Source organism: Acaryochloris sp. IP29b_bin.137 (assembly GCF_028285745.1).
Classification (GTDB): domain Bacteria; phylum Cyanobacteriota; class Cyanobacteriia; order Thermosynechococcales; family Thermosynechococcaceae; genus Acaryochloris.
Window position 1 is genome coordinate 1 of sequence record NZ_JANQOP010000128.1, and the last position, 15561, is coordinate 15561.

A 15561-nucleotide genomic window follows, 5' to 3' on the forward strand; every position below is an offset into this window, starting at 1 on the left:
AGAAGCCCTGATGCTGAGTAAAATCCGTTTTCAGGTCAGCAGTAGGGCCGTAGACGCAGTTAGGAGGTATCTTGCCTTACAAGTTAGCGACACTATTCATTAAACGGGAGATCTCTTAACGAAGTCTTCAGAGTTGATAGTGCGACAACCTCCATATTTAATATACCTTCACGCTTATTTATCTTCACCGAAGAATTGTGATGGGCAATTGCTAGAATCAGGTCATTCTCCATGGTGATTGACTGACAAACTGCATTGGGATCACCTTCTCCCCATCCTGAACCCGCCTCTATATTCTTTAACCTCCATCTTGATATCGTGAATCCTATTCTTCTTATCGCGGCGATTCTAGTTTCTTGGTTGGTCTTTACTTGGCTTTTGAGAGTGGTTAAAACCACCCTCAAAACTGCCTTTCTGATTGCTGTGATTGTTTTGGGTCTACAGGTGATCGTTGGGATTGGTCCCGATCAAGTGCTGCAAGCGGTCATGGATCTCCCTCGACTGCTGCAGGAGTTATTGAGCGAATCATCCTAGAGCGTTAACGCCATCGTCTGATAGGGAAAACACGGCTTGGTCAGGGAGGCTTCCACCCATATAGATCTTTAAATTGAGATCAATCGTGCATGTCTTTGGAGACAAGCAATGAATCAACTCAAAACGGTCAGTTTATTTAGGGCCTAGACCAACTGCTCCAGCATAGGAAGCCTGACTCCCAAGTTCATCCTCAATGCGCAGGAGCCGATTATACTTTGCTACCCGTTCACTTCGGCAAAGGGATCCGGTTTTAATTTGTCCAGCCCTGGTCGCAACTGCGAGATCGGCAATGGTGGTGTCTTCCGTTTCACCGGATCGATGGCTAATAATGGACGTAAAGGAATTCCGCTTAGCGAGATCAATGGTTTCCAGGGTTTCAGTCAGCGTCCCAATCTGATTCAGCTTAATCAAAATGGAATTGGCTGATTGCTGTTCGATCCCTTTTTGTAACCGCGAGGGGTTGGTCACAAATAAGTCATCGCCAACCAGCTGCACCCGATCTCCTAATCGAGCCGTTAAACTGCCCCAGCTCTGCCAATCTTCTTCGTGGAGGGGATCTTCGATGGACACAATTGGATATTGGCCTACAAGACCTTCTAAGTAATCGATCAGCTCGCCAGGCGAATGGGCCGCGCCATCATAGGTATACTGCCCGTCTTTGTAGAATTCACTGGCTGCCACGTCTAAGGCCAGGCTGATTTGATCCCCAGGCTGATAACCCGCTTTCTTAATCGCTTCTACCAGTAGTTCTAAGGCGGCCTGGTTAGAGGCTAGATTGGGCGCATATCCCCCCTCATCACCCACGCCAGTCAATAGATTTTGAGCGGCCAACACTTGACTTAAAGACGTAAAAACCTCTGCGCCCCAGCGCAATGCCTCCCTGAACGAATCCGCACCATGGGGGACAATCATAAATTCTTGAATGTCGACGTTATTGTTGGCATGGGCTCCACCATTAATGACATTCATTAGGGGCACGGGTAAGAGATTGGCTAACGGGCCACCCAGGTAACGGTATAGCTCTTGGTTCAGGACTTCGGATGCTGCTTTAGCAGTGGCCAGGGATACTGCTAAAAGTGCATTGGCACCCAGCTTAGATTTATTAGTTGTTCCATCCAACTCAATCAGGGTCTGATCAATATCGGCTTGTTCAAGGGCATCTAAGCCCACTAATTCTGGCTGAATTTGGTCTTTGATATTGGCAACTGCCGTCAGAACCCCTTTGCCCCCATAGCGCTGAGCATCTCCATCCCTCAATTCGTGTGCTTCAAAGCTACCGGTAGAAGCGCCGCTGGGAACTTGAGCTAACCCAAACGCCCCGCAACTTAAGATGACCTCTGCTTCCACCGTTGGGCGACCACGAGAGTCTAGAATTTCGCGCGCCTCAATGGCAACGATTTCAGTTTCTTGCATGCGTTATATGTCCAACAACCTACAAAATAATCTGGTGAGCTTGACCGGATCGTCAAGCTATAGAATGCATCTAGTCAAGTAGCAGTGTCGATGCCATCAAGGATCTTCTTTTAGTCATACTAGGTGCGATCGCGTCAGAATGTAACTAGTGTGACAACCACCGCTTGAATTTACTAACCCTTAAACAGATAGTCTTATGAGAATTCTCCATACCATGCTGAGAGTGGCAGACCTCGATGCTTCCCTAGCATTCTACTGTGATGTCTTGGGCATGCAGTTACTTCGTCGCAAAGATTACCCCAGCGGTGAGTTCACACTTGCGTTTGTCGGCTATGGGAATGAAGCAGATCATACGGTTTTAGAACTGACCTATAACTGGGGCGTATCTGACTACAATTTGGGCGATGCCTACGGTCATATTGCCATTGGTGTTGATGATATTTACCGTGCCTGCAACGATATTAAATCCCGCGGAGGACGGGTAACGAGGGAACCTGGTCCTATGAAACATGGATCTACCGTTATTGCCTTTGTAGAGGATCCAGACCGCTATAAGGTGGAGCTGATTCAACTCAGTGCAAGGTCAGCCCCGACAGAAACACCAGTGATTACCACTGCCTAAGTTCTAGTATTAGGCTGGGATTGGCAGAATACCACTCCTTGCGATCAGCCTGTTCAGTATAAGGAAAGCAGTAGGTTGCATCTGCCCTGCGTTGGAAGGACTGAGACATACGGTTAAAGGGCTGCAACTGCTCGTGCAGTCCTTTGGGACTTACCAGTTCTAGCCTCTATTTGGTCTGGTCCAACGATTGAGGCGCTTTAAACCCTCAAATGATCTGTTCTGCGGTCAGTCGATCCCTTCACGATTTAAACACTATTTTTGCTTAAGGTAATCGATAAAGCATCCACAATACTGTTATTTGAGATATAAAATTCAAACCCCTAATATTACCAGGTGGCTAGAGAAAATTTCGATATATGCCAATACAAAAATCGCCTACGATCCCTTGGCTTGAACAGGAAGAATGCAGTATCTTATTTGGGTGAAGGAATGTATATGTAGAAGTACTTTCTGCATTTTTGCCGATATCGGGAACATTTTCTTCAGACTGATCTTCCAGGCAATACAACATCTTACGTTTGTCGTATTGACCTGAGAAATCAAATAATCGTACTTAAGTCTGCCTGCAGACTCCAAAGTACATGTGAGTGAGGAGTATAACCATGAAAAAAGCATGTTTACTGGCTGGAAGCCTGAGTCTGATCGGACTGGCTGCCCTGCCTGCAAGAGCTGTGAGCACCAGCGAACAGCTTCCTGTCGAAACCCAAGCTATTGAAGACGTCACTCCTGTTGCTGCAGAGCAAGAGGAACTGTTGCTGGCTGACCAATCTCTCAGCCAAACAACGTCTGTTAATGACTTAATGGCTGAAACGAAAGAAGATTCCGTTGGTCAGGTGACTTCGGTGTCTCAACTGTCTGATGTCCAACCCGACGACTGGGCATTTCAGGCCATTCAATCCTTGGTGGAACGCTATGGTTGCGTTGCGGGTTATCCCGACGGTACTTTCCGTCCTAGCCGAGCCATGTCCCGTCGTGAGGCTGCTGCCCTAGTTAACGCTTGTTTAGATAACCTCAGCAACCGCTTCGCTACCAAAGAAGATTTAGACGCCCTTAAGGCTCTGCAAGACGAATTTGCGGCTGAGCTTGCTACTCTTAGAGGTCGGGTTGACGGTTTAGAAGCTCGTGTTGCCACTGTTGAAGCTCAGCAGTTCTCCACCACCACCAAACTACAAGGTGAAGTGGTGATGGCTGCCCAGTTTGGTGATTTCGTTGATAACCCCGCTGACTTTGCGCTTACTGCTGTTCCTACGCCTGCTGGTGCCAATGTCGGTCTAGTTAACAACGGGGCTGACAGTAGAATATCAGCCATATCGCGCGTTCGGCTTAATTTCAATACCAGTTTCTCAGGCGATGATTTGCTTGCCACTCAGCTAGAAGTTGGGAATAATGGTCAAGACTTTTTTGGCAATGCATTATCTCCTAATCTTGGAGCGGGACCACTTCCGCAAGATCATCTTCCGATTGGTCTTGGTACTCCCGGTACCTCTTCATTAGTTGATCTGGGTGCTGCTGATTATGCTGGCATTGGTAATCAGGTATCGCTTCGTCGCTTAGCTTATTCCTTTAAGCCCGGCGAAGATTTTACCGTAACCGTTGGTACAAATATTTTCCCCAGCGACTTTGTTGATTTCAACAGCTACGCTAACAACTCTGCTCAAGACTTTAGCTCTGGCTTTTTTATCAATAACCCGTTGATCATCACCAACGCAGTTGATATCAACGGTGGTGCTGGTGCAGCATTTGACTGGAATCCTAATGGTGGTTCTATCAGTGTTCGTGGTGTGTATGTTGCTGCTAATGGTAACCTTGCTACTGGCGCTGATGGTGGTTTAGGAGGAGATCCTCACCAAGGTACCTTAGAACTTGAGTATGCCAACAGTTTTGGTGAAGATGACCAAAATAACTTTGCAATTCGTTTGCAAGGAACTTATGCAGAAACTTTCAACATCGAGCAGAAAGTGCTTGGTGTGAATGCTGAAGCTACTTTTGGCAATATTGGCGTCTTTGGTCGCTATGGAATCTCTTTCGATCCCCAAAACCAAACAGTCAATCCAAACGTGGATGTATTTTCTAGTCCCGCTGCTGCTGCCCCACAACTGTTTGGCTCAAATACAATTCAAACTTGGATGGCTGGCGTAGGTTATAAAGATGCCTTGGTCCCTGGATCTTTATTTGCTGTCGCAGCGGGTATGCCATTCCTAGTTAGTAACACCCCTTTTTCTAATGACCAAATTAACTTAGAGGCTTTTTACCGCTTCCCAGTTAATGACAATATCACCATTACTCCTGCAGTGATGTACATCATCAATCCGCTAGGTACAGTTAGTGCTGCTGGAAGTAATGATAATGACATCATTCAAGGTTTGATTCGGGCTACTTTCTCGTTCTAAACCTTTGTTGATGTAACTCAGCTTGTAACAAGCTAATCCAAAAGGCACTTTGATTTAAAACAGATCAAAGTGCCTTTTGATGTAGTAATGTTATTCCTTGGACACCAGAAGTGGTTAGAGAGTGCCAACTAATGTAAGGCCGGATCTAGTCACTTAATTTGTGTGGCTCTTAATTGACCGCATGCTGCATCGCGATCTAAACCCCGAGAACGTCGGATGCTAGCCGTAATATGCTGTTCTTTCAGACAATTTAGAAATTCTTGTAACCGTTTCTGAGTGGGGCGCTCATAATCTACTTCTGAAATTGGATTGTAGGGAATTAAGTTGACATGGCTTTGAAACCCTCGTAGATGATGGGCTAGTTCCACGGCATGTTCAGGTTGATCGTTGACCCCAGATAAAACAATATATTCGAAGGTTATTCGTCGCCCGGTTACCGCTACGTAAAATTGGCAATCTTGTAAGAGTTTTTCGAGAGGATAATGTTGGGCGCTGGGGACCAGTTGGGTGCGTAATAGTTGATTCGAGGCATGGAGACTGACTGCCAACGTAATTTGCAGCTTCTGTTCGGCTAATTGTCGAATCTGTCCTGGAATGCCGACGGTTGAAAGGGTGAGGGAGCGTTGGCCAATGCCGACGTCTTGATTCAGAGAACGGATTGCTGCCAACACTTGCGCTTGATTGAGTAAGGGTTCACCCATGCCCATAAAGACCACGTTGGCAACCCGCTGTTGAAAGTCTTCCTGAACGGTTAAGACTTGATCCACGATTTCATGGCAAGCGAGGTTACGCAGAAATTGGCCTTTTCCGGTGGCGCAAAAGTCACAAGCCATCGGACACCCGACCTGAGAGGAGACGCAAACGGTGAGCCTTTTTTGGGTAGGTATTCCCACAGTTTCAATCACCTGTCCGTCTGCCAGCTTGAGTAAATACTTAACAGTGCCATCTCTGGCTATAGAACGGTGATTAATCTGGGATCGGCCAATGGGAATATCTGCAATTTCGGTTCGCCATTGTTTCGGAAAAACAGTGATCTCGCTGAGCGATCGCACCCCCTTTTGATAGATCCACTGATGAACTTGTTGGGCTCGATAGGCAGGTTGTTGGTATTGTTTGACCCAATTGGCGAGTTGGGTACGGGATGCGCCTAACAGCGGTGGGATAGAGGCTACGGAGAGATGATCCAGCATGGTCGATGGGAGAGATGGGGAATGAATAGCGGTGAAGCGTCTGTGGAGGGGAGACCCGATAGGCCAAAAGCATATTTTAGGTAGAAAAAGGCTTGATGAGTTGCTCTTCCAAAGCTTATACTGAAAAGTCTGACAAATTCCACGTAAAAAAACGAAGAGGAAGTGATATGTCGCGATATCGAGGCCCTCGCCTCAGAGTAGTGCGTCGTTTAGGAGAATTACCGGGCTTGTCTCGGAAAACTCCGCGGCGGGCTTATCCTCCTGGGCAACATGGTCAAGCGCGTAAAAAGCGGTCTGAATATGCAGCCCAGTTGGAAGAAAAACAAAAGTTACGATTCAATTACGGCCTCTCGGAACGTCAGCTACTTCGCTATGTCCGTAAAGCTCGACGAGCCGGTGGTTCAACCGGTCAAACCTTGTTGCAATTGCTTGAAATGCGATTGGACAATACCATCTTTCGCTTAGGTATGGCTCCCACTATCCCTGCTGCCAGACAGTTAGTGAATCATGGCCATGTATTGGTGAATGGTCGTGTGGTCTCCATTGCGAGTTATCAATGTCGTCCTGGAGATGTGATTCAAGCTCGAGATCGCGATGCCTCTCGGAAACTGATTGAAACTCATATGCAGTTTCCGGGTTTAGCCAACATTCCCACGCATTTGGAATTTGATAAAAACACCTTGACTGGCAAAGTCAATGGCGTTATTGAGCGGGAGTGGATTGCCCTAGAAATTAATGAACTACTCGTGGTGGAATATTACTCACGGAAGGGATAAATCGCGGCAACCTTCTCCAGTTTTTTCTACTGCGGCACATCCCGATTCACTCAAATATCTATACCTCTTAGCTCTCGGATCCGTCAGTTCGAGAGCTTTTTTGTAAACGCTGCTGCAGGATTAACTCTGCAATCGCCAAATCCTCGGGGGTTGTCACTTTCAGATTGGTTTCTTCTCCCAAGACAATATGAACGGGGAGACCGACTTTTTCAAATAAGGCGGCATCATCCGTGACTTCCCATCCCTGTTGTTTGCCCTGTTCATGACAATCCTTGAGGGGAGCAACGTGAAAGCCTTGAGGGGTTTGTGCAGCCCACAATTGCGATCGATCAGGTGTATCTTGAATTTGATGGTCAGGGTTAACCACTTTGATCGTGTCCTTGACGGGGACTGCGGCCACAAACCCTTGGTATTGGTTGAGGGCCTCAGCACAGCGGTCGAGTAACTCTGGTGTTGCCAGACAACGAGCGCCGTCATGGATCAGCACCTGGGTTGCGTCTGTAGGCAAGGCTTGTAAACCGTTATAAACGGACTCCTGGCGGGTCTGCCCCCCCTCAACAAACGTCACAGGTTTACTGAGACGCAGATCTTGAATCAGCGTTTGCCAGGTGGGTTGATCGTCTAATTGACCAATGATGCCGATCCAAGTAATCGAAGATGCTGTTTCTGCAGCTAGCAATGTCCAAGCCAGCAGCGGCTTTCCCAACAGAGCCAATCGCAACTTGTTGCGATCGCTGCCCATGCGACGCCCGACCCCCGCTGCTGGAATAAGTAAATGCATTGATAACCCTAAACTGCTGCCATTCCCTATCCTATACTGGCCTGAAGCTGCAATTTAGAAGACTTGTTGAGTTCCAGAGCAGATGGATTACAAGCGTTAAGCATTCCCCTACAATGGTTGGCGGTAAACATAGACATCATCCGTAACGGCTGTTCTAAATAATGACCCGCGTATTAGCATTGATTCCTGGCGATGTTGGTCGACAACTGTTGTTTTTCCCAACCTTAGAGACGCTTCAACGTCATTATTCCCCGATCGAGATTGATGTCATTGTTGAACCCCGAGCTAAACAAGCCTATCGACTCTGCCGCACGGTTGATCAGGTTCTGACCTTTCAATTTGAAAACCGCAATGGTGCAGCAGACTGGGGGAACTTAATTGGGCAAATTCGGGACCGCCGCTATGATGCAGCTATTACGATTAGTCGAGACTGGACCGCCGGTTTTCTGTGTTGGTTAGTGGGGATTCCCCAACGGGTAGGCTATGAAAACTTAACCCTTCCTGCCTGGGTGCGTTTTGGCCGCAAACAGTTTCCCAAAGTGGGTGGAACGGTCGCTGATTTATCGGGCGTTTGCCTGACGGCTGCAGTGCCTCCGAATGCTCGTCCCTACGATGCGCAACGGTACCATGATTTATTGCTAGGGCTCGATATTGATGCTCCTTGCCCCGACATTGCGATTCATATTCCCACTGAAGATCAACAATGGGCGCAAGCAGAACAAGAACGATTGGGGATTGTGGGTAAACGCTATATTGTGCTGCATGGGGGAACGGGGGCCGAAAACTCCGATGACGAACCCTCGCAATTTTATCCCGTTCGCAGTTGGGAATCCGTGATTGAAGGCTACCTGGAACGACAGCCAGATACGCCTCTGGTAATTGTCCAGAGCGCTGACAACAAAGATTGGGTGGCCTCTTTGGTCTCCGTCTGTCCACAACTCCAGATTGTGAGTCCGAACCATGTCGGTCAACTGGCAGCTTTTATTAATGCAGGCCATCTAATGATTTGTGCGGACCGTGCCCCCCTGCATTTGGGTGTGGCGGTGAAGACGCGGTTGGTGGCCTTATTTGGGGCATTAGAACCCACACGGCATTTGCCCCCAGCCGATTATTTCGCAGGTCTTAAGTCTTTGACCAGCAAGGTGGCCGATATCCCACCGATTCAGGTGCTGGAGAAAGTGTGGGACGTTAGCTAGCAGCTGAAAACCTTGGAAACGGAGAGGGAGGGATTCGAACCCTCGTTAGAGTTACCCCTAAACAGCATTTCCAGTGCTGCGCCTTCAACCACTCGGCCACCTCTCCAGGAGATTAGGTTTATTCAGTACAAGTAAGCTATGTTAACAGAATCTGAACCCGGATGAAACGGTATGCAAACATTTACGATTCATATTTGCGATCGCCATAGTGGAAATGAGTATACGGTTCCAGTTCCCGCAGACCAGTACATCCTCGAAAGTATCGAACAGCAGGGCGTGCGTTTGCCGTTTGCATGCCGTAACGGTGCTTGTACGACGTGCGCTGTTAGAGTGCTATCGGGTGACCTGGATCAACCCGAAGCGATGGGGCTCTCTCTCGAACTTCAACAACAGGGGTATGCCCTCCTGTGCGTCAGCTATCCCCGGAGTGATCTGGTGGTTGAAACCCAGGATGAGGACGAGGTCTATGAATTACAATTTGGTCAATATTTTGGTAAAGGCAAGGTCCGTGCCGGGCTGCCCTTAGATGAAGAATAATCCATGACCCCAGAGACATCGTTAAAAACCTACTTAGACATTGCCACGGAGGCCGCCTTAGCCGGGGGGGCTGTGCTGCAGCATTATTGGGGCCAATTAAATAACATTCAAGAGAAGCGCCCCGGAGACTTAGTGACGGAAGCAGACAAAGCGGCCGAAGCAGCCGTTCTAGAGGTGATTGGTCGCCATTTTCCCCAACACCAAATCTTGGCCGAGGAATCTGGTCATCAAGGCGATCAGGATAGTCCGTATTTATGGGCGATTGACCCGCTAGATGGGACCACGAATTATGCCCATCAATACCCCTTTTCTGCCACGTCCATTGCCCTATTAATTGAGGGTGTGCCTGCGGTTGGCGTTGTATTTGACCCCTTTCATCAAGAGCTATTTCGGGCTGCGATAGGTTTAGGCGCGACGTGTAATCGGCAACCCATACGGGTATCTCCTACCCAATCCTTAACCCATAGCCTCCTCGTTACAGGATTTGCCTATGATCGCCGGGAAACCATGGACAACAACTATGCAGAGTTTTGTCATTTAACCCATCTCACCCAGGGGGTTCGGCGAGGGGGATCTGCTTCTATCGACTTAGCCTACATCGCCTGTGGTCGTCTAGATGGATATTGGGAGCGGGGATTATCGACCTGGGATATTGCCGCAGGGATTGTCTTGGTCCAAGAAGCTGGCGGAACGGTCACTGCCTATGACCGAAGCCCTCAACAGCTAGCTTCAGGGCGCTTACTGGCAACCAACGGTTTGATTCATGCGGCCCTCAGTCACGAACTGATGCAAGTCCAACCCCTGAACTGGATTCCCCCGAAGTTGCCCACTGCTTCCATTGAATGCTCGTAACCAATTGAGGTGCTGGATTGTCCTGAACCGATTAGACTAACACTAGGGGATTACTCAATACACTCGTTGCGGAAACACTTACATGTCATTTGAAATAAAGCAGGGTATTGCTATTTTCGATTGCCCAGATCACTATGCTTGTCTGGGACTGATGATTGGGGCATCCAAGGGTGAGATTCGCAAGCGATACTTTAAAATTGCCCGGGGTTTACACCCTGACAGTTGCCCTGCTGACATGGATAAGCATCAAGCCAGCCGCATGCTTTCAAAAGTCGTTAATCCTGCTTATGAGGTGTTATCTCAGGATAAGGAGCTAGAAGAATATAAAGTGTTGCTCCGTTTGGTTGGACAGCGAGCCAGTAAAGAAGTGAATGCTAGTAAGTTTCAGACCCCCAGTGCCCAGAGTCTTTTGACCTCGGATGATTTTGAGACGCTGTACAAAGACCAGGTTAACCAGCTTGCCCAACATCAGTTTGACCACTTAGAGGGGGTGATTGACGTTGTCGGTCAATTGAGTGAGCTAAACCTCGCCTATTTGATTCGGCGAGAAGGGAGCAAGTCATCGGCGCCAACCCCGGCACCGGTGGTGCAACAGAGTACGGCCCCTTCTCCAAAAGAAACAGCGGTATCTCCTAACGCTCAAGAAAAGACACAGCCCCCTCCGCAAGAGGCTGCAACCTCCCAGTTCGTAAATGATTATTGTCGTCGTGCAGAGGAGCTGATTCGGAAAAATCGCTTGAATGACGCCATCGTGGAGCTCCGAGATGCGCTGAAATTGGAACCCAAAAGTAGTCGGTGCCATAGTTTGATGGGGTCTATTTATCTGAAGAAACAATCTGTAAAAATGGCGAAGGTGCATTTTACTCAGGCATTAAAAAGTAACCCCCAAGATCCAGAGGCCCTTAAAGGTATGAAAACGGTTGAAAAAGCTGAAAAGAAATCGCAGCCTGCGGCGACCAAACAAGCTCAAACTCCACAACCTAAACGCAAGAAAGGGCTGTTTGGTTTGTTCGGTGGTAAGAACTAGTTTGTGACGATGTATCAACCTCCTGCCGGTGCCCGAGATTTGCTGCCCTTAGATGTTGCACAAAAATGCTGGATTGAGCAGCGATTGCAACAGGTATTTCAACAATGGGGCTATCACCGCATTATTACCCCGACCTTAGAACGATTGGATACCTTACTAGCTGGGGGTGCAGTTGAACCCCAGACTGTCATTCAAGTTTGGGATGCAGAAGAAGGGGTGCTGGGGCTCAGGCCCGAGTTGACTGCTTCTATTGCCCGTGCTGCCGTCACTCGGATGGAGGGGGCAACCCATCCGCAACGACTCTATTACAACGCTAATATTTTTCGGCAACAGCCCGGCCATGCTAGCAGTCAGCATGAGTTTTATCAAGCTGGGGTTGAGCTGCTGGGGAGTAGTGGGCTGTTGGCTGATGCTGAAATTCTGTTGCTTTTGGCGAATTGCCTCACGGAGCTGGGCGTCCAGCAGTGGCATGTCATTTTAGGAGAAGCGGATTTAACGCGATCGCTACTCCGTCCGTTTCCTGAAAAAGTGCGGGGAGCTGTGCGCCAGGCTATCGCTCAGCTCGATCGTGTGGGTTTGTCTCATTTACCTTTGAGTCCCGAACTCAAAGATCATGCTTTGTTTTTACTGGATTTACGGGGTGAACCGACTCAAGTGTTGCAAAAGGTGGCCCAGCTCCCGCTTGAACCGCCTCAACATGAGGCGGTCAGCAATCTAAAGTCTTTGGTAGAGGTGTTGTCGAATCTGCCCTCACTTATTCTTGATTTGAGCCTGATCCAAACCTTTGATTACTATACCGGTATTGTGTTTGAACTTATCAGTGATGCAGACTCTGGCCAGCGTGTCCTCGGTCAGGGCGGACGGTACGATCAATTATTGGGCTTATATCATCCCCAGAACAAAATGATTCCTGGGATTGGCTTTTCGTTTAATGTGGAGCATTTGCATCAGGTTTTACTTACCTTGGGCAAGCTACCGAAGCAGACGCCCGCTCCTCACTGGCTAGTGGTGGCGGAAACAGAAGCTGCGATCGCAACGGCATTTGATCATGCTCATCAACTTCGCCAGCAAACTGCCCAACCCTCTCTCACTAGAGTTGAGGTTGACCTCTCCCAAAAGTCTCCTGATGATATTCGAACTACGGCTCGCCAGCAGCGAATTGGGCAAATTGCTTGGGTCAATGCTCATGGGTCTGTCACAATTGAATCGCTAGGGTAATTGACCGAACGAAAATTGCGATAGCCGTTATTCCATCGAGATTGATGTCATGCTCACCGTCGCCTTACCTAAAGGAGCGTTACTTAAAGATAGTATTCGCCTCCTCCAATCCGTTGGCTTGGATTTCAGTGCCTTCTTGGACGCCTCTAATCGCCAACTGCAAATCCAAGATCCATCGGCAACGGCTCAAGGGTTATTGGTCAGAGCACAAGATGTTCCGGTTTATGTGGAGTATGGACAGGCTCAAATTGGAATGGTTGGGTTTGATGTCTTGCAGGAAAAGAAACCGCAGGTCGCCCAGATCGCCGATTTGGGGTTTGGCCAATGCCGCATGTCCGTGGCGGTCCCCAGCCAAAGTCCTTATCGCTCGGCGATGGAACTGCCGCCCAACTGTCGAGTGGCGTCCAAATTTGTCCACTGCGCCCATGACTTTTTTGGCCAAATCGATTTACCGGTAGAGATTATTCCCCTCTATGGGTCTGTCGAGCTAGGGCCGATTACGGGCATGTCGGAAGCGATTGTTGACTTGGTCTCTACCGGGCGGACTTTGAAGGAAAATGGCCTAATTGAGCTGGACTGTTTGTATGAAAGTACGGCTCGCCTGATTGCCCATCCCCTAAGCTATCGGCTCAATCAGTATCGTCTCCAATATTGGTTAGATGAAATTAGTAAAGCTAGCCAACCCCTTACTGCTAGTTCTTCCTAGTGCATTGAGTCACTTCTAAGTCTTTAGGGAATAGCGACGGAGGGATCGAAGCGATAGCTATTGAGGATTTCTCGAAAGGTCAATCGAACCTGATCAAAGTCAGATCGCAGTACCAAAATACTAACCACAGAAACTGTTTCCCTTTCCTGTTGGGAATACGTTACGCCTAGCACCTGATCATTATTACGGGTTGAGAATTCCCACCCCAACTCGACGACTCCGCTGTCGCGCACTTTTGGCTGTCCTGCTCGAAAACCAGGCTCGTCCCCAAAGGCATTCGTGATAAAGCGACGAGACAAATCACCCAAGTCTTCTGGGCTGAGTCGTCGCGATTTGAATAGGTCGACTACAATACTGCTCTCAGTCTCGCTATCCGTCCACCGAACGATAACTTCCCCTGCTTTGCTGGTATCTCTCCGTCGCCAGGTGCGCGGGATTTTGATCCGAAATAACCTGGATGAATGCTCATAGGTGACCAAATCGGCCATCTTATCTCCAAAGGAGTCTCTCCTAGATCCCGGAGATGAGTCAGAATTAGGACTATCCTGATCTGAATCGGAGCGATCGGAGTCAACCTGGGAAACACTCGGTTCTCTGCTTAAGCCCAAAAAGTTGCTGACGTAGGGCCAGGCCAGCGCGCCACCCCCAATCACCAAAACACCTGCGATAATCCATACCCATACTTTGGGGCCTTGATCATCAGCTGCAGATTGCGATGAATAGTAAGGGGACGGACTGGGGGCTGGGTGAGCCGGTGCTGCAGGAACAGGCGGACTTACGGCGGTCGGGGGCACGGCGGATGGACTGACTTCTGTAGGCGGGAGTCCGCCAGGGACGGCACTGACTCTAGCATGGAGAACTACGCGCCCTAGAGTAATGGTGCTGGCGGTTCCTAAGGGGACTTCACCAGCGGTAATCGGTTGACCGTTGACGATGGCTGGGTTGGTTTCACGCAGCGATCGCAAATAGAATGCTTGACTGCCAGAGTGAAAATAGACTTCGGCTTGTAGCCCAGAGACACTCCCATCCGACAAAACAATATCGCATTTTTGAGGATCTCGACCAATTCTGACTGCTCCAGGGTGTTTACTGGGTTGGTTTGGTTGAATTTGTTCCGAGCGAGAGACGCCTCCCTCAACCCACTCCAGCGTTAGCTCAGTCACTTTAGGTTCCTTTTCATATCAATAGAAACGCGATAATTGCCATCACTGTGCTAAGGATTTTGCCTCAGAAGAGAAACGCAGTTATGGCGTTTAGTTGCCCATTCAGCATACCTAAGCCGGGCTGCTCAGATCGACTTTTTAGCCTACACCATTATTAAAAGAATCCAGATATGGTTTATCTTAAAGAAGCAATTTTGTTACGGTGCTGTCAGGGTGCACACTCGTCTTCTCTCTTAACTCAGTATTTATGAAACCTCTATCTGCATTTAGCAAACAGCTTACTCCTCAGTTATTAGGCTCAGTGGGCTTAGTGGGTCTTTTGGCCGCTTGTTCCACTACGCTGAATACCAAAAAGCTAGAAGATGTTCTTAAAAAAGGACTTGAAGACCAAAACAATACAGAAATAGCCTCTGTCAGTTGTCCCGAGAAAATCGAAATAGAAGAGGGCGATACGTTTGAATGTGACGTTGAAGCTTCAGACGGCTCGAAAGCCTCTTTAACGGTTACCCAGCAAGATGATGAAGGGAACGTTACCTGGAAACTCAATCCGGCACCCACAGCTCGTAATAATGATCAGACAAACTCTTCTGAGGGTGACGATACCCCTGATGATTTGCTTCCCTCAGAAGATCCACCTAGCCCAGAGCCGTCCCCGACTCCGGCTGACGTGGACCCCAATGCTCCACTTCTTGATAGCGATGTTGTCGAAAGTACGATTCAAGAACAATTTGCCCAGCAAGCCGGTATTTCAGTGCGTTCGGTGGCCTGTCCTCAAAATGTAGCGATCAAAGTAGGCAGTAAATTCAATTGCACTATTACCGCCTCTGATGGAAAGACGATTCAAGCCGTGGTCAACCAAACCAACGAACAGGGCGGATTCACTTGGAATGCGACGAATGGTTTGATTTCCTACGATAAGGTTGAAGGGTTAATCAGAAAAGGCTTGCAAGAGCAAGAGAGTTTAGCCGTCACACCCAACTGCGGTACACCCCAGACTCGCTACATTATTGCCTATGCGGGTGAGAAGTTTAAATGCTCAGCTACGGATCCCAATGGTCGCAAAATCCCGATTGATGTCTCTGTAAAAAGTGATGATGGTCAAGTCCTTGTCAATTGGAGAATATAATTTGCTTCACCCATGTTGAGTGGATTGCCA

General features: G+C 48.6%; 15 protein-coding genes and 1 tRNA gene. 11 read left to right on the plus strand and 5 right to left on the minus strand.

What is annotated here, in order from left to right; genetic code table 11:
- The first annotated feature begins 318 nt into the window (after positions 1–318).
- Positions 319–534: a hypothetical protein gene (locus Q0991_RS09815; protein ID WP_299487863.1), complete on the plus strand. Its 216-nt coding sequence runs from the start codon at positions 319–321 to the stop codon at positions 532–534.
- Between the two features lie 132 nt (positions 535–666).
- Here Q0991_RS09815 and eno read toward each other — a convergent pair whose 3' ends face one another.
- Positions 667–1947, minus strand: a complete 1281-nt coding sequence (gene eno / locus Q0991_RS09820) for a phosphopyruvate hydratase (RefSeq protein ID WP_299487866.1) — start codon at positions 1945–1947, stop codon at positions 667–669.
- 196 nt (positions 1948–2143) lie between these two features.
- On the opposite strand from eno, the gene gloA reads away from it, so the two are divergent.
- Together gloA and Q0991_RS09830 are read left to right on the plus strand one after the other, a co-directional pair.
- Positions 2144–2569, plus strand: a complete 426-nt coding sequence (gene gloA / locus Q0991_RS09825) for a lactoylglutathione lyase (protein WP_299487869.1) — start codon at positions 2144–2146, stop codon at positions 2567–2569.
- Between the two features lie 602 nt (positions 2570–3171).
- Positions 3172–4959 (plus strand): iron uptake porin, encoded by a 1788-nt coding sequence (locus tag Q0991_RS09830; RefSeq protein ID WP_299487871.1) that lies wholly within the window; start codon positions 3172–3174, stop codon positions 4957–4959.
- Positions 4960–5108: 149 nt separating this feature from the next.
- On the opposite strand, the gene rlmN is transcribed toward Q0991_RS09830, so the two are convergent.
- Positions 5109–6149, minus strand: a complete 1041-nt coding sequence (rlmN, locus tag Q0991_RS09835; RefSeq protein WP_299487873.1) for a 23S rRNA (adenine(2503)-C(2))-methyltransferase RlmN — start codon at positions 6147–6149, stop codon at positions 5109–5111.
- 167 nt (positions 6150–6316) lie between these two features.
- Between rlmN and rpsD the strand changes: the two genes are divergently transcribed.
- Complete coding sequence (gene rpsD / locus Q0991_RS09840) at positions 6317–6925, plus strand: 30S ribosomal protein S4 (protein ID WP_299406587.1); 609 nt, start codon at positions 6317–6319, stop codon at positions 6923–6925.
- Positions 6926–6992: 67 nt separating this feature from the next.
- Here the strand turns inward: rpsD and ispD are convergent, their stop codons facing one another.
- Positions 6993–7706, minus strand: coding sequence for a 2-C-methyl-D-erythritol 4-phosphate cytidylyltransferase (gene ispD, locus Q0991_RS09845; protein WP_299487876.1), 714 nt, complete (start codon positions 7704–7706; stop codon positions 6993–6995).
- Positions 7707–7867: 161 nt separating this feature from the next.
- Here ispD and Q0991_RS09850 point away from each other — a divergent pair, with 161 nt between their 5' ends.
- Positions 7868–8902, plus strand: a complete 1035-nt coding sequence (locus Q0991_RS09850) for a glycosyltransferase family 9 protein (protein WP_299487879.1) — start codon at positions 7868–7870, stop codon at positions 8900–8902.
- A gap of 19 nt (positions 8903–8921) precedes the next feature.
- Here the strand turns inward: Q0991_RS09850 and Q0991_RS09855 are convergent.
- Positions 8922–9008 (minus strand) — tRNA-Ser (locus tag Q0991_RS09855).
- Between the two features lie 65 nt (positions 9009–9073).
- Here Q0991_RS09855 and Q0991_RS09860 point away from each other — a divergent pair.
- The 5 genes from Q0991_RS09860 to hisG all read left to right on the plus strand — a co-directional run bounded on the left by Q0991_RS09860 (position 9074) and on the right by hisG (position 13242).
- Positions 9074–9439: a 2Fe-2S iron-sulfur cluster-binding protein gene (locus tag Q0991_RS09860; protein WP_299487881.1), complete on the plus strand. Its 366-nt coding sequence runs from the start codon at positions 9074–9076 to the stop codon at positions 9437–9439.
- Between the two features lie 3 nt (positions 9440–9442).
- Positions 9443–10291, plus strand: coding sequence for an inositol monophosphatase family protein (locus Q0991_RS09865; protein ID WP_299487882.1), 849 nt, complete (start codon positions 9443–9445; stop codon positions 10289–10291).
- 82 nt (positions 10292–10373) lie between these two features.
- Positions 10374–11318 (plus strand): DnaJ domain-containing protein, encoded by a 945-nt coding sequence (locus tag Q0991_RS09870; protein WP_299487884.1) that lies wholly within the window; start codon positions 10374–10376, stop codon positions 11316–11318.
- 9 nt (positions 11319–11327) lie between these two features.
- Entirely contained in the window at positions 11328–12536 is a 1209-nt protein-coding gene (locus Q0991_RS09875) for an ATP phosphoribosyltransferase regulatory subunit (protein WP_299487886.1), read from the plus strand.
- Between the two features lie 49 nt (positions 12537–12585).
- Complete coding sequence (gene hisG / locus Q0991_RS09880) at positions 12586–13242, plus strand: ATP phosphoribosyltransferase (protein WP_299487888.1); 657 nt, start codon at positions 12586–12588, stop codon at positions 13240–13242.
- Positions 13243–13265: 23 nt separating this feature from the next.
- Here hisG and Q0991_RS09885 read toward each other — a convergent pair whose 3' ends face one another.
- Entirely contained in the window at positions 13266–14405 is a 1140-nt protein-coding gene (locus Q0991_RS09885) for an FHA domain-containing protein (protein WP_299487890.1), read from the minus strand.
- Between the two features lie 247 nt (positions 14406–14652).
- Between Q0991_RS09885 and Q0991_RS09890 the strand changes: the two genes are divergently transcribed.
- Positions 14653–15531 (plus strand): DUF4333 domain-containing protein, encoded by an 879-nt coding sequence (locus Q0991_RS09890; protein ID WP_299487893.1) that lies wholly within the window; start codon positions 14653–14655, stop codon positions 15529–15531.
- Positions 15532–15561 lie beyond the last annotated feature (30 nt).